Source organism: Dyella solisilvae, from assembly GCF_003351225.1.
GTDB lineage: Bacteria > Pseudomonadota > Gammaproteobacteria > Xanthomonadales > Rhodanobacteraceae > Dyella > Dyella solisilvae.
Genome location: NZ_QQSY01000003.1, coordinates 169,367 through 188,605, shown reverse-complemented (window position 1 = coordinate 188,605; position 19,239 = coordinate 169,367). Strand labels below are relative to the sequence as shown.

Here is a 19,239-nt window from a genome sequence, read left to right as displayed (position 1 = left end):
CAGACCTCCACGCTAGAGGCCGGACACCTGGGGCAGGCGCAGACGCACCAACCGGTTCGCCAGGTCCAGCTCCCACGGACGGTCGTACCTGCGAAAGTGATAACGCCACGAGGCCGCCGCACTCAACGCACGCTTGGCCCATGGCGGCGAACGCAGATCCTGCACGGTCGGATAACGGCATCGCAGTACCGTCGCAAAGTCATGGATGCGCCGGCGCAGCTCGTCGGTGAGCCATGGCGCGTCGGCATGGCAGGCATAGTCGACCCATCGCGGCTGGGTCCACTCCTCCGGCGTGGCCGGAAACACCACCGGCTCTCCGTGCACATCACACAAGGGCGCGCTCGGCCGCCTGCCGCGATCCTTTTCGTTTCGGCTGCTTTCGGGCAACGGCGTGTAGATGTAGATGATGATCTCGCTATGCGGATTGATGCGTTTCAGCTCACGGATGAATTCGAAGGTGTGCTCGGTCTCCTCCTCGGTGTGCTCGGGAGGCGCGACCATGAACGACAGCTCCGGAATCACGCCATGCCGGCGGCACAGTTCCGCCACCGCCAGCGTCTGGTCGGGACGCGTGCCCTTGCGGATCTCCTTGAGCATCTGTCCGCTGGGTGATTCCGCGCCGATATAGGCCATGCGCAGCCGGCTCCGACGCACCAGCTTCCAGCTGTGCGCGGACAGTTTCAGCAATGCGTCGGAGCGGGCATAACACCACCACGGCAGCTCCAGCCTGGCCATCACCTCCAGCAGCGGGAGCATGTCCTCTTCGCGGTCGAAGAAATTGTGGTCGAAGAACTGGATCGAATCGGCCCCGAGCTGATGCTTGAGGTAGCCAAGCTCGCGCTCCAGCCTGGCGGCTGTCGGCAACAAGGTGGCGCCACCGAACATCGCCGCCACGCCGCAGAAGGTGCAATGGTAGCGGCAACCGATGGCCGCCTGATGCGCCGCCGTGCGCCGGCCGAGGAACGTGCGCGCCAGGTAACGCCGAGGGTCACCCAGCTTGTCGTAGGGAAGCACGACACCCGGGTCGGCATGCGTGAAACCGCGACTGGGGTTGTGCACGATGTGACCGTCCTTCTTCCACGACAGACCGGCAATGTGCTCAAGCGAGGCGCCACTCCCCTGCTCCAGTGCGCCGACCAGTTCACGCAGGGTATGGTCGCCCTGCGCACGCACCGCATAGTCGACATACGGCGCCGACAACGCCACGTCCGGATACAGCGTCGGGAAGTAACCGCCCCAGATGATCGTTACATCGGGGTGATGTTCGCGGATCGCCCGCGACACGGCGATCGCAGGCGCCACCTGCGGCCCGCCCATCACGCTGACGCCCACGGCGTCGAAGCGTTCATGCGCCATCGCTTGCAGGGTGTCGCTGATGAAGTCGCGGTCGACATTGCCGTCGATGATGCGGCTGCTTCCGCTTCGATCCAGCGCCGCCGACAGATGCAACAGCGACAGCGGGAATCGCGCGCTGGAGCGGGACGTGATGGTCGGGTTGATCAGCAGGGTGTGGGGCATGGGTAGCCTGCAGCAGGTTCAGGGCACGCGGCGTAGCTGGAACACCAGGGCGACCGGCGCCTCCAGCGCCATCCGGTCGAAGTGCGCGCCTGCGGGTATCTCGGCCGGGTCGAGCATCGGCTCGAGGACACGCTCGATCTCCAGCCCGAGCACCGCGCACGCTGCGTGCCAGTGGCTGTACAGGTGCGGCGTATGGCGCACGGCGTAGCGGCGGCCGTCGGATTTGAAGTCGCGCAGCCAGCCGAGTGCATGGCCGATCGGATGGACGTCGCTGCACAACAGCACGCCACCGGGCCGGGTGACCCGTCGCAGTTCCGCCAACGCTGGCTCCAGCCGCGAAAGGTGGCCCAACACGAGTCCACAGATGGTGAGGTCAGCCCAGGCGCGCGGCATCGGCATCGATGTCACGCTGCCTCGTGCCAGTTCCATGGGCACGCTGTCACGCCAGGCGGCCAATTCCGCGCTGGCGCGCGCGAGCATGGCGGGCGACTTGTCGACTCCGGCCAACCGCGTCACGCCGCGTTGCAACGCGTGCAACATGTAACGACCGCTGCCACAACCGGCATCGAGCACGCTGTATCCGGCGAGTGACGGCGGCAACAGCGAAAGCATCGCACGCTCCTCCGCCATCATCACCGGGTTGTGCGCCCGCGCCGGGTAATGCGGCGCCCAGAGCGCGTAGGCCTCGTCGGTCTCAAGGATGGGCGTGTCGATCATGAGTAATTTGCCTCGCGTACGCCTGGCTCTTCGCCAACACGAAGTACTGCACAAGGCTCCAGGCCCGGCTCCATGGCCAGCAGCGCCGGCTCGGCCAGCGCGCGATCCAGCAATTTCGGGCGGCCATCCAGCAATACCGGCACGGTGTCCACGCCAGCGGCATTGAACCACCCGGCAAAGTCGGGATCGGCGATGCGAGGCAATCCGGCGCGCACCACGGCGCGTATCTCGCTGCGCGACAAACCGACCAGGCTACGCGCAAGCTCACCGCCGCGGTCTTCGACGATCACCATGTCCGCTGGTGATCCGGGCGCCAATCGGCCGTGCGATGGAAGTCGCAGGATGTCGGCCGAACGCGTCGTCGCCAGCGCAAGCAATTCCATGGCGTCGAGCTCGCCCAGCGCGAGCGCCGTCCGAAATTCGCCGAGCAGGTCGCGCGCGCCACTCAGGCGCGAATCGGCGCCCAGCGCCAGCCTGCCAGCGTCATGGAGCCGCCGTGGATGCAGGGTCGCGCCCAACAAGGCCAGATTGCTGCTGGGGCACCACACCACCGCGGCGCCGACCGTGAGGATGCGATCGATGTCCTGCTCACCTAGCCCCACGCCGTGGACCAGCACGCTGTGCGGCGCCAGGCAGCCCATACTGTCGAGCAGCGCCAGTTCTTGCCTGGCCGTTTCATCGGTTCCTTCCGCGAGATGGATCATCCACGGACGCCCGGGCGGCGTCGCGGCAAAACTCTCCCGCACGTCTGGACCGAAGGCGGGCCAACCAAGCGCATAGCACCAGCCGGCGCCGCGCAGCAGCGCCACCGGAAAGTCGGCCGCATCGAGCTCGGGATGCCAGGGATCGTGGTGGGCCACGCACGTGACGCCAGCCAGCAGATTCTTCAGTGCGCCGTGCCTGAGCCGAAGCGCCTTGGGTACCACGAGCGCCGCCGCCACGTCCGCTCGCGCGAAGTGCGCCTGGAAGGCCTCGATCCATTCATAGCTGTTGGCGAACGGGGCGTCGCTGCCCAAGGGAGGCACCGCATTCTGGTGCAGGTGTTCGTGCGCGTTGACCAGACCGGGAAAGACCAGGTGATCGCGCAGGTCGACCCGGATGGCCCGCGCCGGGGTCGAAGTAGCCATGCGCCCGCCATGCACCCGCAGCTGCGCGCGCGAAACACCTTGCGACGTCACGGTCGCCGCGCGATTCAGGCAGGCATGGGCAAGGGTCTGCGACGCGGCCATCGGTTCACCGACGGCGCATCACGATCAGGAAATGATCGCCCATGTCGCGCATCAGCGGCAGCGCGCCCAGGTGATCGTCGAGCCAGCCCAGCCATTGGCGCCAGCGAGGATGTCGGCGGTAGTAATCCACCAGATAGGGCGGCGGAAGGAACAGGCAGAGCGCGCGATGGCTTTCCAGCACGAAGTGGTCGGCAAAGGCGCGGTAGAACTCACGCGGCAGGTAGTAGTAGGTCCAGATGGTGTGACGATTCATGCCCACCGCCGTGGCGCCGCGCCGACCGCGCACGATCGCCCGCCGAAAACGTCCGCGCGACAGGTAATGGAGCAGTTCCCACGGGCATACGCGACCCATCACCGAGAACACCAGGTGACCCCCAGGCCGCAGCAGTCGCGCGCATTCGGCAGCCACCGTCGGTAGATCCGGCACGCAGTTGAGCGGCCCGAAGTTGGAATAGATCCCGGCGAATTGTTCCTTCAGCCGGCCCAACTGATGGATGCCAAGATGCTCGACCGTCACGTGCGATTCCAGCCCGGCGATGGCGGCCCGCGAGCGTGTGCGACCGACCATCTGCGGCGACCAGTCGGTGGCCGCCACCTGGTAGCCGCAGCGCGCAAACTCGATGGCGTCGATGCCGGTGCCGCAGCCCAGGTCGAGCAGGTTCGCTCCCACCGGGACCCGGTCGAACACGGCCTCCCACAACGCCACGCGCATGCGCTGGATTAGTTCATTGTTGCCGCGTGGGCCATCGTAATCGGCGGCCACGCTGTCGAACGCGCGTTGCGTATCGAGCAATTGCCCTTCGTCCAGCGACGCCATCCACGGGCGGTGGCTTTCCATCGGCACCACCGCCCGTTGCCCGCTCATTCCCCATCCGTGTCTCCCGCTCATGTCCATGCACGCTCCGCCATGTCGTCACGGCTGTATTGGCGGTAGGTGCTCATGCGGGCGTCTTTGGTTGAACGGTGAGGCGCCATTCGCGCATCTCTGCAGCACGGCGACGCGCCGCGTTCCTCGCGACGGCGGCAAAACCACCGAGGCCAACACCCACCAGCAAACCGAGGCCCCAGGTCAACATGGGATTCGGGAAAACCGGGTGATCGGACACATAGACGGGCCACGGCATCGAGGTCTCGTAGGTGTAGGTTGCGCTGAGGCGGGTCAGCAGATCGCTGCGCGCCATCTGCAGATTGCGGATGTCCTCGCTCTTGCTGGCCAGCATCGCCACCGCCAACGGCGACATGCCGCCACCCGCGTCGTCCTTGTGCGCGGCCTCGGACAACCGTTCCCGCTCGGCGAGTGCGCCCTTCAGTTCGCCCTGCACTTCGTCCAGTCGTGCGTGCGCCAGCGCCAGCGGCGATGCCTCCAGACTCCCGTGAATCGCCTGGAGGCGCGCCACCGTCGCCTGCGCAAACTGGCGGGCCTGTTGCGGCGACCACGCGCGCACGTTGATGCGAACCATGGGGCCGGCGTAGGGCATTGGCTCCAGTTTCATGCTGTGCCGGTACAGGCGCGCCTCGGGCGAATCCGGCGCGATGCCGATGCTCTCCATCGCCTCGTTCTGGAACGCCACGGTCTGCAACCGTTCGAGCACGCGCTGCAGCGACTCCACCTTGGGGTCCTGTCCGGGCGGCGCCTGCGCCACCTGCCCGATCTGGACCCATGCCGTCGCCTCCCACTGCCGGCGGGCCAGATGCGCGAACGCATAGGTTGCCGCGAGCACCAGAAGCAGTAGGGCCAGGAACCACTTCCACTCCCGCACGAGCACCCGCCACAGGTCGAACAGATAGATCTCGTCTTTTTGCATGGTCGGTGACCCTCTGGAGGATTCACGAAGTCGGTGGGCGCGCCGCCGCGAGCGGGTCACCCGTGGATGCGAGGCGGCTGGGCAACAGGGCTGCGACGGCCTGCAACACGAGGCAGATCGCAATGAAGCCGGCGTTGGTCCAGGTGAAGGCCTGTGGCGCAAAGGGCGACATCAGGCACACGTAGGACATGCGCAGAAAGATCAGCAGCGAGAACAGCGACACCCGTGGATACAGCCGCCGCACGCTCCAGCGCTGCATGGCGTACAAAACAAGCACGGAAAGGATCGCGCCGTAGGGACCGAACGCCAGCAGAAACGGCATGAACTCGGAGCCGACGTTGATATTGGGCGCATCCAGCGGGATGTCCGTGCCCGCCGTGGCGATCGATCCAGCCATGGGAACCAGCTGGTTGATGAGGAAGCTCGGGTTGGCGTAGTGCTTGGCCAGCATCGAGGCGAAGTTGTAAGGACCAGCGCTCGCATAAAGCAGCAGCCACTGCACGCCGACCGGCATGGCGCGATAGGCGTCGCTGAAAGGCAAGGCGACCGTCTCGAGCGTGCCCGAACGGAGGATGCCGAGTACCGAGAACACAACGGCGCCGCCAATCGCCAGCACGCCGACGATCTTCCACGGCAAGGGACGAGTGGCGTCGCGACGGAACACGATGACCAGGGCGGTGGCGAACAGCGCCGCGAAGATGCGATTGCGGTCGATCACCAGCACCGGGAACACCAGGCCGATCGCCACCAGCAGGACACGCAACGCCTTGTTGCGCGTACAGAGCAGGCCGATCGGCGGCAATACCCAGCACATGTCCGAGATGTGCCGCACATGCGCACGCCCGCCTTCCATCTGCGCATAGGACGCGGGCGCGTCGATCAACGGTATCGGGAACAGCGTCAGGTCGAGGATGCAGAACAGGATGATGATGCCGGCGAATGCCAACGCCACGAAGGCTTCGCGCGTACCCACGTAGTCGCGCACGCGGAAGGCATCGAAGGCCGGCAGTCGTAATCCCGCGACCAGGTCGAACATCATGATGGCGAGCGCCGTGCCCAGCAGCAGCCAGATCCCCTCGAGGTAACCGGCTGGCAGGTCGTAGGCGAGCAAGGTGAGCACGCACGTGACCAGCATGGGCAGGCTCAGATAGGCCGACGGCAGGCGCAGGAGTCGTCTCATGCGTCCTCCGCCAGATGCAGGTTGGTGCGCCGTTTCATCCGCGAGGTAGCCACCAACGACAGGTACACCGCCATGTGCAGCAACAGCGGTCCCATCCGTCGCTGGAGAAAGGAGATCTTCGCCCCGATGAAGTGAGATTGCGCCCTGAGCATGGTGCGGTGTGGCTCTTCGAACAGCGCCTCCCGCCGCGCGGCCACGCCTTGCGCCTCGATCAGATTGAGTATCCGCGCGCGCGTGTCGCGGGTGCGGCTCAGGTTGGCGCCATGCAGGCGATAGGCGCACACGCGCACGTCGATGAAGCCGATGGCGTCATGCGCAGCCAGGCGCAGGAAGAAGTCCCAGTCATCAATGCGCAGGCTTTCGCTCCAGCCCGCCACCGTCTCCAGCGCCCGCTTGCGGATCAGCGCGACCGGGCCGCCGACCGCCCATCGGCTGATCACCGCGCAGCGTATGCCTTCGTCCGATCCATACAGTCGCTTGTCGGCATGGTGCAGGTCGCGCATGCCACTTTCGTGCAGCTTGTGGCCATCCTGGTCCACCACCACCGAATCGCCGATCACTGCCCACTTGCGCGGATGCACCAGCAAATAGCCCACCTGCGCGGCCAGCCCGCCGGGCAACAGGTAGTCGTCGCTGGCGCCGAGCCGCAGGAATTCACCGCGCGCCCGCGCGGCGAGTTCGTTCATGGTCGCCGCGATGCCGCGATTGCCCCGGTGCACGTATTCCACCGCGATGAGATGCCGGTGACTGTCCGCCCAGGCGGCGATGCGTTCGGCCGTGCCGTCGGTGGAGCCATCGTCGATGATCAACAACTCCTTGGCCGGGTACGGGTCCTCCAGCACGCTGTCCAGACACTGGTCGATGAAGCGCGCATGGTTGTACGCGGGGATCAGCACGGAGACGAGAGGGGCCGCGCCGCGCTTCATGGATACTGGGCCGACCATTGTCCCCATCCTCCGACGTAGCGGCGCACGACCCACACGTTGAACACCAGGTAGAGAAGATAGTTGGCGGAAAAGGCATACATGGCGCCGACCAGCCCGAACCGCGCGCTCAGCACGTAGACCAGCACGAGGTAACTGCCCGCGAACACGCACTCGGAAATGACGAACAACCGCGTCATCGCCTTGGCCAGCATCAGATAGGAAAGAATGAACGACGCGATCTTGATCACGTCGCCGATCAGTTGCGGACCGTAGAGCGCGTTGGAGGGCGCGAACGCCGTGTCGAACAGCAACAGCGTCACCCAGTCCCTCGCCAGATAAACGGCAAGCGCCATCGCCACCACCAGCGGCATGAGGAAGCGGAAGGCCTGGCGCAATTCCAGCTCGAGCGCGGCGCGATCGCCGATCGAGGCAAGCTTGGGCAGGTAATAGATGTTGATGGCGCTGGTGATGAACAGCAGATAGGCGTCGGACACCTTGCTCACCGCCTGCCAGTAGCCGACCTGCTCCCATCCGAAGCTGCTGGCGAGATGGTCGCGCACGGCGATGTTGACCAGGGGCGGAAGCAGCGCAGCGGTCAGCGTCATCACCGAAAACGCCGCCAGCCGCGTCACCATTTCCCGGTCGAAACGGATTCGCAGCATGCCTGTACGGAAATACGGACTGCGCCACCACGCCGGCAGGCCAATCGCCAGCCACAGCGCCTGGCCCAGCACCAGCGCCAGCAAGGCGCCCTGAAGCGCGAGCCAATGTGACAGCCACGCCACCAGGGCGATGTTCAGCAGCGAGCCGGCGATCTGCACCAGGGCGAGGCGCCTGACGTCCATGAAGCCATTGATGACCGACAAGACATAGTTCGCCAGCGCCATGCCAAGCTGGGCCACCGCCAGCACGCGGATCAGGTTGGCGTATCGGGCATCTGCCAGCAGCCATTGCGCGATGGCCGTGCTGAACACCAGAGTCAGCGCCCCCATCAACAGCGAAGCCCCCAAGGCGTACCACAGCGCGGCGCCGAGCAGGCGCGACAGTCGCGGCGTGTCGTCCCGGTATTCGGCGATGTACTTGACCACGCCGGAGCTGATGCCTCCGCCAGCCAGCACCGCCAGCAGCGACATCAGGCTCATGAACTGGCCCAGCTTGCCGACCCCCTCCGGCCCCGCCAGGCGAGCGACCAGCTTGATCACCACCAGCCCGGCCAGCAGTCGCGTCGCCGTGGCCGTCGCGGTGTAGAAGCTGGCGCGCACGATATTCATGGGGCGTCGCCAAAAGCCTGGCAGCCCTCGATCACGCGAACAACGGCTTCGTCATCCAGAGTAGGACTGATCGGCAGGCTCAGCACTTCGCGATGAAGCTGTTCGGTCACCGGCAGGGGCAGCTCGCCCAGCGCCGCATAGGCGAGCTGCCGATGGGGCGGCACCGGGTAGTGCACCTGGCTGTGGATGCCGAGCGCCTGCAGATGATGCTGCAACTCGTCGCGACGGCGGCTGCGCACCACGAAAAGATGCCAGGCGTGCTGCTCCTCGATGCCCACCGCGGGCAACACGATGTCCGGATGGCGGATCGACTCGCGGTAGCGCCGCGCGACCGAACGACGTCGTGCGATGTCCTCGTCGAGGTGACGCAGCTTCACGCGCAGCATGGCGGCCTGGATTTCATCGAGCCGCGAATTGACGCCGCGGAACGGATGCACGTACTTCAACTCGGAGCCGTAGTTGCGCAGAGCGCGCACCCGCGCCGCCAGCGCCGCGTCGTTGGTCACCACCGCACCGCCGTCGCCCAGCGCGCCGAGGTTCTTGGCGGGAAAGAAGCTGAAGCCGGCGGCGTCGCCAAACGCCCCGGCCCGTATGCCTGCACAGCTGGCGCCGTGCGCCTGTGCGGCGTCCTCGATCAGCAACAGTCCATGCTTGCGGGCCAGCGCCGCCAGGGCGGACATGTTCGCCAGGTGGCCGTACAGGTGCACGGCCATGATCGCCCGCGTGCGCGGGCCGATGCACTGCTCCACTCGCGACGCATCGATGTTGAAGGTGGCCGGATCCGGCTCGACCGGGACGGGCGCCAGGCGGTTCTCGGTGATGGCGAGGAAGCTGGCGATGAAGGTATTGCCGGGTACGAGGACTTCGTCGCCTTCTGTCAGCGCGCCCAGCTCCTTGTAACCACGCAACACCAGCGACAGCGCATCCAGGCCATTGCCCACGCCGACCGCGTGGCGCACCCCGCAATACGCGGCGAACTCCTGCTCGAAGGCGGCCAGCTCGTCGCCCAGGATGTACCAGCCCGAGTCGATCACACGTGCGGCCGCCGCCTTGAGCTCGTCGGCATAGCGCGCGTTGACCGCCCGTGCATCGAGGAAGGGCACGTCCATCACAGCGCCCACTCGTAGAAGTCGTGCACCACGCCACGCGCGCCGAAATACTCTTTCTGCGAGACCAGCCCGCCGTTGATGGCCTGCCCTTCCCGCTCCGTTGAGATGCCGAAGGAAAAGTACTGCCGTCCGCCGTACAGCCCGATCAACTCGGCCAGCAGCAGGCTGAGCGCGTTGACCTGGCGACCCGCCTCCGACGCCGCCAGGTACTGGGTATGCACCGCGCGCCCAAAGTCGTACACGATCGCGCCGGCCAGCAGTTCGCCGTCGCGACGCACCTCGAACAGCATGATCTGGCGCGGGAAGCGGCCATGCAGCAGGCGCAGTTCGTCGAGGCTGTGGGTCGGCGCGGCCGCATGCCGCCGCAGCACTTCCGACAGCAGCGCATGAAACCCGGCGAGGTCACCGCCCGACTCCATCCGCAGCCCTGCTTCCCTGGCCTTGCGCACGGCGCGCCTGCGTTCATCGGTGAACCGAAACTCTTCCTGCAAGGCGATCACCGAGGACATGTCCCGGCGCACAAGGCGTGCGCCGAGCCGATGCAGGGCGTACAGGTCCTCTTCGGACGGGTAGGCATGGAACACATGCGGCACGGCCTTGTAGAGCAGCCGCTCGATACCTTGCTCCCGATAGTGGTCGCCGATCAGCCCGAGCGCGGCCAGCGTGGACTCGGCGCGCAGCGCGCGCGTGCTGATCAGCCCGGCGTAGGTCAGGCCGGCATGGCTGACCACAGTCCTGCCCTGCACGTTGGCGGGAAACACCGCCACGGGAGCGCCATGCTGCTCGATCATCAGCGAGCCGTCGATGAAGCGCTCGCCGTGATAGTCCATATAGCCGCGCTGGTGCAGCAGGCCGCCGGTCCTCGACTGCGAGACCACCGCATCCCAGTCCGACGCATCAGCGACGGCATAGGGTCTAACCGCAAGCACGAAGGCCACCTTCGCCATGCGGCAGCATGGCTTCGGCCACGCCGAAGCCGTCCACGCCCATGTCGTTGCCGTTGTAGAACATCAACAGCCGCCCGCCCTGACCAATCAGGGCGGGATAACAGATAGTGCGCGAGTCCCAGCCGCAGGACGACAACGCCATGCCCAGGCTCTCGTCATGCCGAATCCAGTGAATGCCGTCGCCACTGGTGGCGACGCCGGGGAAGTACTCGCCATTGAGATTGCCGCGGGTGAAGTACATCACGTAGCCGTCGTCGCGCCGGTACACGCGCGGCCGGCCGATCCGGTACTCGCTGCCCTGCGGCCGCAGGCACACCTGATCGGCGCGTGGCATCACCGCGAGGTTGTCCGTTTTCACATGGCGGATGTGGTAGCGGGGAAAGGGCCGCCCGTCGATGAACTCCCAGTCGTCCCCCACCGCGTACCACAGGCGCCAGTGATCGCCCTCGCGCTGCACCGAATGCACCGCGCCGATGGTGCTTCGCCCGGGCGCGCGGTCGAGAATCGGCGTGTCCTGCACACGCTGGAACGACGCGCCGCGGTCGCGCGACACCGCCAGGCCGGTGAAGGCCAGGAACTTGGCCCTGGCGACATGCTGGAAGCCGACATAGAACAGATAGACGTCACCGGCGACCTCGATGACGTCGCCCAGGATCATGCCGTTGTCGTCAAAGCAGCCACCCCGCCCCAGCTCGAGCACCGGCTCGGCGCTGACGCCCAGCACCGCGGTGGGGTCATCCGCGCGGACATCCACGTAGCCAATACGGCTGACGCCTTCGCGATCGCGAAAGCCGGCGTAGACGCGGATGCGTTCCTCATCGAGGCGATACGGCGTCGGCGTCAGCGCCGAATGCGCCATCCACCCACCTACCCCCTGCCGGGCGGTCTCGAACACCAGCCCCTTCTTGGACCAGTTGGGCATGCGCGTCTCACAGTCTCACGTCGAAGCTGGAGCGATCCGGCACGGCATGCGCGGGCGAACCGACGTAGACCCGGCCCGCCTCGGTATCTCGCGTGACCAGGGCCCCGGCGCCGATCACGTTGTCCGGCGCCACTTTCACGTGGTCATTGAAGGTCGTATTCACGCCGATGAAGCTGCTGTCGCCGATATCGCAGTAGCCGGAAATCACCGCATGGGAGGCGACGAAAACGTTGTCCCTGAGCACGGTGCGATGGCCCACGTGGTTGCCGCTCCAGAGGATGCAGTTGGCGCCAATCCGCACGAACGGCTGCACCACGTTGTTTTCGAAGATGAAGCTGTTCTCGCCGATCTCCACGTTGCGCCAGACGAAGGCGCGCGAACTGACATAGGTGGCGAAGCGGTAACCCTTGCGCCTGGCCTCCTGGTAAAGGCGCGTACGCAAACGGTTCAACTGGCTGGCCGGCACCGCCACGAAGGCGTCAAAGTCGTCGGGCGGGTAGCGCATCTCCAGTTCTTCGAACGGCACCACCGGACGACCGGCAAGCACGGTATCGCTGAGATAGTCCCGCTCGACGCTGAAGGCCGCCACGTCCAGCCCGCTGTCGTGTTCGAAGTATTCGCAGGCGATCAGCGCAAGCTCGCCCGCCCCGATGAGCACTAGTGGCCTTGGCATGCAGCCATGTCTCCCACGTATCTGGACGCGTCGACTTCGCGCAGGAACTGGGCGTAGTCGGTAATGTAATCAGCCGGGTCGTAGAGCTTGTCGGCGAGCACCATCAGCACGCAGTCGTCGCTGAAGTCATACATCTCGCGCCACACCATGCGACGCAGCAGCAGGCCCTGCGAGGGATCATCGAGCACGACCTCGCACGGCCCGCCACCATCGTCGACAAGGAAGGTGACCGACCCACGCACCGACACGGCCAACTGATTGAGGTTGCGGTGGGCGTGCATGCCCCGATGCACGTCGCACTTGGTGGCGAACAGGTAGTACACACGCTGGATATCGAACGGCACGTTGCGCTCCCGCTCCAGGGCAATGAGCATGCCGCGGTTGTCGCCGTGTTTCTGCAACGGGATGCGCTCGATTTCCATGTCCTTGGCCTGGCGGTGAACGCTTCAAGGCAGTGTCTCTGCCTGAGTGCCGGCCCCGCGGGAAAAAGGTTGCATCACCTCGTTCGTCAAACCTCGTTCTTCGGCAGCGACGCACCACATTGCCGCGCTGGCCATCCACGCAACCTTTCCATGTGCAGCCCGCACACACCTTGCAGGGAAATTCCCGAAAGCGCTGCCCACCGAATGTCGCAACGGCGGCAAATCTTCGCGCCTCGCGTTCCAACCCAGCGACCGGACCGCTCAGGACCTCGTGCAACACGCCGTTACCCACGAGCTGAAGCTGACGGCTGCAATATTGGGGCAGCACGCAGTCGCGATGCTCGTGCCTGAAGCCCATGCTTTGCATTCACCCAGAACCAAACTGCCTGGGAGTTGGCGATTTCGTGCCTCGATCAGTGCGAGGACAAATACGTACTCAAGTGCTGAATATCGTCGTCGCTTAGACTTCCACCAATGGCTTGCATGATTCTGGCGTTCGAACTGTCGCTTCGTACGCCTGATCGAAAGTCTCCCAGCGCCTTGGTCACATAGATGGCCGATTGGCCGCGCAAGCGAGGGAAGCTCACCCATGGTGGCTGAGGCTTGCCGCTCGCCTCGAAACGGACTCCCGTGGCGTCACTGCCGTGGCATGCCAGGCACGGCGGGATGCCGCGCGCCGGATCTCCCTGCAGGTACAGATGGGCTCCGGTCGACTGCGATTCGTTCGATCCTGATGGCTTGGGTGGCAGCGACGCGAAGTAACTAGCCAGGTCCCGCATGTCGGTGTCACCGAGATTGGCCGCCTGCCCGCTCATGATCGGGTCGACGCGCTGGCCGTCCTTGAACTGCTTCAACTGCAGGTACAGATATGTCGCTGACTGGCCGGCTAGATTCGGAAAGTTTGGCGCGACAGCGACGCCCTTGGGGCCATGGCAAGCGGCGCACACCGTCGCCTTTCCTTCGCCACTGTGCGCGTCGCCTTCAATCGGGGTCTGCCGGCGCTCGTCGAAGAAGGGCGCCGGCTTGGTCGTCGTGCTGGTCGCCGCTGCGGGCCCATCTTCCGCGGCATGCGGGGCCTCCGTCCAGGCGATGCAGGTCGTCGCCAACGCGATCAAGCCGAGGACCCTCAGCGTAGGCATCACGCGTCTCCTCATAGTTTCAGCGTGACGAAGGCGCCCAACACGGCCGCATGCCAACGCGTCTGCGGACCCAAGTCGGTGTATACGCGGTTGCCGATCACGAGGTCGCCAGGTCCGTCGAATCCCGTGTAGTGCCAATCGGCGAAACGTCCAAGACCATATTGTCCGTACAGCCGCAGCCCAACCCGCGGCGTCAGCGCCAGGTTGAGGTTGGCCGTGAGCGTCTGCAGTCTGTATATATTCGCGGGAAAACTATTGCCGATGGACGCCGCCGTCAGAATGGACAGGTAAGCCGGAGTGATGGCTCCAAGACTCGCGTAGTCATAACCGTTCACGCCGCGCGAATAGGTGTAGTTGTAACTGACGTCGAGCTTGACCCTTGGCGTGAAGACGTGAGTCATGGCCGCGCCCACGTTGGCGTCTGTTTCGGTATCGGTGGCCGTCCAGAAATTGGCATAGGGGTACATCGGTCCACCGAACTGCGGATTGGCCTGCTCCGGCGATTGATAGATCAACGACTCGTTATCAGCGACGTTGCCCTGCTTGATGCGCGAAGACTCCATGCTCAGATAGCCATTGAAGGTAGTGCTGGCCGAAGGCGTCCAGTCGAAAGACACGTCAGCGCCGGTGGTGCTGGCCGACTGACGACCAATGTCAGCACCGTAGTGGTTGCGGTTGCCATAGAACGTCGTGGTCAGCGTCGCGGTATTTCCCAGCGGCGTCGTGATGATTGCCTTGAGCTTGCTCGCCTTGAGGTTGCTCATGTCGTATTTGTACATCTGGCTTACCGTGTAGGCGGCAATGCCAAGCTCATCCTGCACGTACCCCGGGAGCGACGGCGAATACCAGGGCAAGTACGGGAAGTAGTTGTACGGGCTTCCGGTTCGCTTCTGGTATTCGTAGCTGAAACGGAGCGTGCTCTCGCCGAGCGAATGCGAATCCCAGGTCAGCTTCAGGTGCTGGTCATTGATGTAGGTGCGTTCGCGCTGCTGGGGTGTTTGGCGATCAATCGTGTAAGTGAGCCCCAGGGAATTGTGACTGTTGACCTGATAGGCGCCGCCAAGCTCGCCCTGGCGGTCGTTGTAGCTGAAGGGAATATTGGCGAACTGAGTGAAGTACGACTGGTACAGCGGGTTGCCGGCCTGGAACAGCCCGGCCTGCAGGTTGCCGACAATGAGCGCCTGCGAGCCGTTTTCGTGAAGAAAGCCGTACTGCCCGGTCAACGGGTTGTACATCGTGTAGCGAGTCATGTTGTTCTCGCCATACCACCGAAAATTGATGTACGTGCTCAAGTTCGCCGTCGGACGGAAGCTCGCACGCAGGTTCACCAGCCCGGTGTCGATGCGGGCGTCGCCATTCTGCTGCGACAACGCCGAGGTGGTATTCCAGTTGGCGCAGGCTATGCCGGTGGTTCCAATGAATTGCCCCGTGGGACAGAACGCCGGATCGAGCGGAGCCTGCAGGGCGTCGTTCTGGCGCATGCTTCCGTAGGAAGCCGTGGCGGAAAACTCGCCATGCCAGAACGACAGCGGATGGGATCCTTCCAGTCGCACGTTGTAGTAGTTGTTGTCCGGCTCGAGGGAAAACGTGCCGCCGGTGATGACGGACGGCGACCCCGCAAGCGGCGCGAATGGCGCAACGAAACTGAGGGAGTCCTTGTGATCGCGGAAGAAGGATGCGCTCATGGTGAAATTGAAGAGCCAACCGGCGGCTCCTGCCTTGTTGCGCAGGCCGATATTGATGTCCGTCGTGGTGAAATCGACAGGACGCACGGTTTCATTCTGCCCGCCGCCTGTTCCCTGTATGCCCGGTGTCCCGGGGCCCCCAGGTCCAGGTGTCGTGTAGTAGTAGCTGAAGAACATCGACCCGCCCCAGTCGCGCTCGCCGTGGCGGTTCTCGTTGGTCACGCCGGCATAGCCAATCCAGTCCCTGCCCAGCATGCCCTCCCAGCTCATCCCTCCGCTTTCCCGCGTCACCTGCAGCGTTTGGCGGGGGCGATCCGCCGCCACCGCGGCCACCTGCGCCTGACTGCTTACGCCCGGCGAAACGCCCGGAGGCAAGGTCAGGTTGGTGGTCCCCACGCCATTCCACAGTGGATAGGCGTCGGTACTGAGCACATGGGGAATGTCCCGGAAGAACGCTTCGACGCGATAGCTCCCATAGGTGCCCATCCGCAGCCTGTAGTACTGGTTGTCGTCATTGATACGACTGCCACGGAACTCGACGTACTGGCCGGTCTTGCGATTGAGCGCACTGAACGCGAGCATGCCCAGGGCGCCGGCATTTTTCCAGGCCGAATATTGCTGGAAAAATTCCGCGTTGCGATCACCGCTGGTGTGCAGGTAACCAAACTGCAGAAGCCAGTGGTAGGTCCAGTCACCCTGCCCCATGGGCGCTTCCGCCGGAGCCAGCGACGGATAGGGATACAGCGAGCCCGTGGGCGTTCGCAGCTGGTCGGGATGAAGGTAGGACATACCCATGGGGTCCGGCATCAGGAACGGCTCCCATCCCGTGGGATCCAGGCTATTGCCGAACTGCGTGTTGCCTACGCGCTGCGTACCACTCGTGTCGAACTGTGCCGATGTCACGCCGGGCAGCGCGAACGCTGTGGCGGTCGCGCACCATACAAGTCCCGTGGCTAGAGGATGTTGTTTCGGCACCGCTGCCTCCTCGCTCAGCCGCTCGCTATTGGTGGAACATGGCTCCACTGGGGTTGTTGGAGCCGTGTATGTTCGAGTGACAGGTCACGCAGGCTCGACCCATCAGTCGTTCGTCGGGTGTCAGTCCGTTGCGCATGCTCTGCCGGGTTTGCAAGTCGTTGGGGTGACCGTTCATGGTGTGGCATTGCTGGCACAGCATCGGCATCGGCAACACCAACAGCGTTTGCTGGTTCGATCCATGGGGATCGTGGCAATTCAGGCAGTTCTCACGCACCGGCGCGTGCTCAAAGATGAAGGGCCCGCGCTTCTCTGCATGACACGAGTAGCAGGTGTCGTTGACCGTGTCGGTCTTGAGCAGCGGCTTGGTGATGGAACCATGGGGATTGTGGCAATCGGTGCATGCCATCTGCCCTTCAGGAAGCGGCATGTGCGAGCGTCGATTGAACTTGACCAGGATGTCCTGGTGGCAGGTGGCGCAAACCTGGTTGATCGATGACTTGGCCAGAGCGCCTTCCGGGGAATTGCGCACCATCGGGTTATGGCAGTCGGTACATGACAGCCCGCGCGACTCGTGTACGGATCCCAGCCAGTGTTGCCTGGCGCCACCGGCGTGGCAGCCGAGGCACACGGTCGCCTGTGTCTCCGGCGTGCTTGCGCTACCGTGGGTAAAGGCAATGATGGAGCCCCTGGCGGCCGGGTTCTTTGCATGATCGGAGCCTGGGCCATGACATGCCTCACACGCCGCCTGCGGCCCTGTGTTCGCTGCGCCCACCTGGAACGACTGCACGTGGATGGCATGCGAAGCGTGGATATCCTCCAGCGAATGACATGCGCTGCAGGTCTTGGCGCCTATCGCCTGGGCGTTGGGCGCCGCCGGATTGACGGGGATGCGCGCCGCATCGAAGGGAGTGGCCGGCCCCGTATTCATCGACGCAGGCGAGAGAGACGCATCGTTTGCCGCATGAACTCCGGCGCCCATGTCGGTCGGTGGAAGCATGCGCTCAATGTCGCTCTGCGTAAGCTTTGCGCCATCTCCGTTCTTCGGTGGCTCCTGTTGGGCCAGCACCGCGGGGTTCATGGCCATGAGTGCGACAGCCACGAATACGTGTATCCATAGAACCGCGAGCGACTCCCGAAACGTACGCATGGCTCTCCCGCGTCATCGTCCGGACATCCCCGGAGGAACGGCCGGCCATCGATCGTCGCGCGCATCCCTGCGCCTGACAGAAAGACAAGAGCTCATCCAGAACTCTTGCGCCTGGAGCTCTACAACCGTTTGGAGCTATGGGAAAGGCGCCTGCCATTCGCGCTTACGGATTTCCTGCAAATATCTGGCAAGGCCCATAGCCCGTTGGCCCGCCGGAATGGAACTGACGACTTGCATGCGCATGACACTCCGTGCGTGCCGTTTGCGCAGACATTGGTTTAACGGGGGATTGAAAAAATTGGCGCTGCACTCGGTTCGGGGCTGCCGGCGGCCGGTGCGCCGGTCCTTTACACGTTCATCAAGCATGTTCGGCATCGTCGGCCTGGCTGGCCAATCCCTGCGCCCGCGTGGATGACAGGCGCCTCAACGACCGCGAGCACCCGCACGGGCAAGTTAGCCTTCTGGACATGCCGCACCGGGCGCATCCAGCAAACCAGATTTGCTGTATAGAATTCCCGACCATGTTCCGGCGCTCTCGCCGGCAAAGCGGAGCCTTGGCTATGCGTCGATGCCGCGCAACAAGCCGTGAGCAGGTTGAAGGGCGACCTGCGACCCTGGCCACGCATGCCTTTACGTCGAGGGCGATGGTGACTGACATGTCCAAGGCAGCCGATCCATGCACGCACGACAGTGCGCGCGTCGATCGTGGTGGTGTGGTCACACCGCGGCCAAAGGCAGTCAAGCAAAAACGGGCGTGCCTTCGCGCCAGCCTGGCTTGCGTCCCGTTCGCCATCGGCGCTTGCTGGCCCGGCGTGAGTCACGCCCAGTCCGCGGTGACCGGTACGCTCGCGCTCAGTTCGCAGTTGGTGGATCGTGGCCAGGCGATCACGCCGAACACGCCCATCCTGCAGGGTGCTGCGTCCTGGACCTTCGCGCCGGGTTGGACGCTGGGCGCGTCCGCCGGCGTCGAGGCGCGCTCGCCCGGCCAACTGGTCGAGGCGCTTGCGCAGGCGTCGCGCTACTGGTCGTTGTCGCCGGACTGGCAGATGCAGGCCAACCTCATCTATTACCACTACCCCAGCGCCGAGCAGCGCCAGGCGTTCTCGCGCGCGGAAGCCGGGCTGGGCTGGTCGTACCGGGACGTGCTCACGCTCGGCCTGTCCGCCATCTACCCGGTCGACGGCCAGGACCATCGCCTGCGCGGCGCCATCGACCTGGGCTTTCACTGGCCCTTGCCGTGGCGGCTGTCGCTCTCGGCCGGTGTCGGCGTCGCCCAACCCTCCCCGATGACCTACGGCGCCACCAACGCAACTTCCTACGAAATCGGCAAGGGCTACGACGGCAGCGGCTATGCGTACTACTACGCGCAACCCAGCACCAAGCCTTACCGCTACGGGCACGCCGGCCTGGCGTGGAGCCAGGGTCCCTGGCGCGTCGAACTGGACCGCATCGTGACCGATGGACTGCCCCAGCCCCCCGGCAGCCTGGAGACCGCGCCCTGGCTCGGTACGATTTCGTGGGCGTTCTAGGCCAGATAGGTACAACCTTTTTCCCTCTTCAGGGCATTAACCCAG

The 19,239-nt window shown here is 64.8% G+C and carries 17 protein-coding genes; 1 reads left to right on the top strand and 16 read right to left on the bottom strand.

Annotated features, from left to right (window positions below; all coding sequences use genetic code 11):
* Positions 1–12: 12 nt before the first annotated feature.
* The 16 genes from DVT68_RS13030 to DVT68_RS12955 form a co-directional block, all read right to left on the bottom strand.
* Positions 13–1,518 carry a B12-binding domain-containing radical SAM protein gene (locus tag DVT68_RS13030; RefSeq protein WP_114825524.1) on the bottom strand — a complete coding sequence of 502 codons (1,506 nt, stop codon included), beginning with the start codon at positions 1,516–1,518 and terminating at the stop codon, positions 13–15.
* Positions 1,519–1,536: 18 nt separating this feature from the next.
* On the bottom strand, positions 1,537–2,235 hold the full coding sequence (locus DVT68_RS13025; protein ID WP_114825523.1) for a class I SAM-dependent methyltransferase: 699 nt from the start codon (positions 2,233–2,235) through the stop codon (positions 1,537–1,539).
* A complete protein-coding gene (locus DVT68_RS13020; RefSeq protein WP_114825522.1) occupies positions 2,232–3,464 on the bottom strand; it encodes an amidohydrolase family protein in 1,233 nt (410 codons plus the stop codon). The genes DVT68_RS13025 and DVT68_RS13020 overlap by 4 nt, the downstream gene beginning before the upstream one ends.
* A 4-nt stretch (positions 3,465–3,468) precedes the next feature.
* Positions 3,469–4,302, bottom strand: coding sequence for a class I SAM-dependent methyltransferase (locus DVT68_RS13015; protein ID WP_199536074.1), 834 nt, complete (start codon positions 4,300–4,302; stop codon positions 3,469–3,471).
* Between the two features lie 100 nt (positions 4,303–4,402).
* On the bottom strand, positions 4,403–5,269 hold the full coding sequence (locus DVT68_RS13010; protein WP_114825521.1) for a Wzz/FepE/Etk N-terminal domain-containing protein: 867 nt from the start codon (positions 5,267–5,269) through the stop codon (positions 4,403–4,405).
* A 22-nt stretch (positions 5,270–5,291) separates the two neighbouring features.
* Positions 5,292–6,449, bottom strand: coding sequence for an oligosaccharide repeat unit polymerase (locus DVT68_RS13005; RefSeq protein WP_114825520.1), 1,158 nt, complete (start codon positions 6,447–6,449; stop codon positions 5,292–5,294).
* Positions 6,446–7,393, bottom strand: coding sequence for a glycosyltransferase (locus DVT68_RS13000; RefSeq protein WP_114825519.1), 948 nt, complete (start codon positions 7,391–7,393; stop codon positions 6,446–6,448). Before DVT68_RS13000 ends, DVT68_RS13005 begins: the two co-directional genes overlap by 4 nt.
* Positions 7,372–8,646, bottom strand: a complete 1,275-nt coding sequence (locus DVT68_RS12995; protein WP_114825518.1) for an O-antigen translocase — start codon at positions 8,644–8,646, stop codon at positions 7,372–7,374. Before DVT68_RS12995 ends, DVT68_RS13000 begins: the two co-directional genes overlap by 22 nt.
* Entirely contained in the window at positions 8,643–9,755 is a 1,113-nt protein-coding gene (locus DVT68_RS12990) for a DegT/DnrJ/EryC1/StrS family aminotransferase (protein WP_114825517.1), read from the bottom strand. Before DVT68_RS12990 ends, DVT68_RS12995 begins: the two co-directional genes overlap by 4 nt.
* Positions 9,755–10,684, bottom strand: coding sequence for a GNAT family N-acetyltransferase (locus tag DVT68_RS12985; RefSeq protein ID WP_114825843.1), 930 nt, complete (start codon positions 10,682–10,684; stop codon positions 9,755–9,757). The genes DVT68_RS12990 and DVT68_RS12985 overlap by 1 nt, the downstream gene beginning before the upstream one ends.
* Positions 10,671–11,624 (bottom strand): glycoside hydrolase family protein, encoded by a 954-nt coding sequence (locus DVT68_RS12980; protein WP_114825516.1) that lies wholly within the window; start codon positions 11,622–11,624, stop codon positions 10,671–10,673. Before DVT68_RS12980 ends, DVT68_RS12985 begins: the two co-directional genes overlap by 14 nt.
* Before the next feature lie 7 nt (positions 11,625–11,631).
* Positions 11,632–12,297, bottom strand: coding sequence for an acetyltransferase (locus DVT68_RS12975; protein ID WP_114825515.1), 666 nt, complete (start codon positions 12,295–12,297; stop codon positions 11,632–11,634).
* Complete coding sequence (locus DVT68_RS12970) at positions 12,282–12,719, bottom strand: sugar 3,4-ketoisomerase (RefSeq protein ID WP_114825514.1); 438 nt, start codon at positions 12,717–12,719, stop codon at positions 12,282–12,284. Before DVT68_RS12970 ends, DVT68_RS12975 begins: the two co-directional genes overlap by 16 nt.
* A gap of 413 nt (positions 12,720–13,132) precedes the next feature.
* On the bottom strand, positions 13,133–13,834 hold the full coding sequence (locus DVT68_RS12965; protein ID WP_233523456.1) for a c-type cytochrome: 702 nt from the start codon (positions 13,832–13,834) through the stop codon (positions 13,133–13,135).
* A 35-nt stretch (positions 13,835–13,869) separates the two neighbouring features.
* Positions 13,870–16,332, bottom strand: a complete 2,463-nt coding sequence (locus DVT68_RS12960; RefSeq protein ID WP_158543500.1) for an MtrB/PioB family outer membrane beta-barrel protein — start codon at positions 16,330–16,332, stop codon at positions 13,870–13,872.
* A gap of 211 nt (positions 16,333–16,543) precedes the next feature.
* Positions 16,544–17,617, bottom strand: a complete 1,074-nt coding sequence (locus DVT68_RS12955) for a DmsE family decaheme c-type cytochrome (RefSeq protein ID WP_233523455.1) — start codon at positions 17,615–17,617, stop codon at positions 16,544–16,546.
* Between the two features lie 860 nt (positions 17,618–18,477).
* Here DVT68_RS12955 and DVT68_RS12950 point away from each other — a divergent pair.
* Positions 18,478–19,194 (top strand): TorF family putative porin, encoded by a 717-nt coding sequence (locus tag DVT68_RS12950; protein ID WP_147281725.1) that lies wholly within the window; start codon positions 18,478–18,480, stop codon positions 19,192–19,194.
* The last annotated feature ends 45 nt before the right edge of the window (positions 19,195–19,239 follow it).

What these genes read in the sequence shown, in the direction of transcription:
- DVT68_RS13030 (WP_114825524.1), bottom strand. Translation starts at nt 1,518, where the DNA reads ATGCCCCACACCCTGCTGATCAACCCGACCATCACGTCCCGCTCCAGC.
- DVT68_RS13025 (WP_114825523.1), bottom strand. Translation starts at nt 2,235, where the DNA reads ATGATCGACACGCCCATCCTTGAGACCGACGAGGCCTACGCGCTCTGG.
- DVT68_RS13020 (WP_114825522.1), bottom strand. Translation starts at nt 3,464, where the DNA reads ATGGCCGCGTCGCAGACCCTTGCCCATGCCTGCCTGAATCGCGCGGCG.
- DVT68_RS13015 (WP_199536074.1), bottom strand. Translation starts at nt 4,302, where the DNA reads ATGGAAAGCCACCGCCCGTGGATGGCGTCGCTGGACGAAGGGCAATTG.
- DVT68_RS13010 (WP_114825521.1), bottom strand. Translation starts at nt 5,269, where the DNA reads ATGCAAAAAGACGAGATCTATCTGTTCGACCTGTGGCGGGTGCTCGTG.
- DVT68_RS13005 (WP_114825520.1), bottom strand. Translation starts at nt 6,449, where the DNA reads ATGAGACGACTCCTGCGCCTGCCGTCGGCCTATCTGAGCCTGCCCATG.
- DVT68_RS13000 (WP_114825519.1), bottom strand. Translation starts at nt 7,393, where the DNA reads ATGGTCGGCCCAGTATCCATGAAGCGCGGCGCGGCCCCTCTCGTCTCC.
- DVT68_RS12995 (WP_114825518.1), bottom strand. Translation starts at nt 8,646, where the DNA reads ATGAATATCGTGCGCGCCAGCTTCTACACCGCGACGGCCACGGCGACG.
- DVT68_RS12990 (WP_114825517.1), bottom strand. Translation starts at nt 9,755, where the DNA reads ATGGACGTGCCCTTCCTCGATGCACGGGCGGTCAACGCGCGCTATGCC.
- DVT68_RS12980 (WP_114825516.1), bottom strand. Translation starts at nt 11,624, where the DNA reads ATGCCCAACTGGTCCAAGAAGGGGCTGGTGTTCGAGACCGCCCGGCAG.
- DVT68_RS12975 (WP_114825515.1), bottom strand. Translation starts at nt 12,297, where the DNA reads ATGCCAAGGCCACTAGTGCTCATCGGGGCGGGCGAGCTTGCGCTGATC.
- DVT68_RS12970 (WP_114825514.1), bottom strand. Translation starts at nt 12,719, where the DNA reads ATGGAAATCGAGCGCATCCCGTTGCAGAAACACGGCGACAACCGCGGC.
- DVT68_RS12960 (WP_158543500.1), bottom strand. Translation starts at nt 16,332, where the DNA reads ATGTCCTACCTTCATCCCGACCAGCTGCGAACGCCCACGGGCTCGCTG.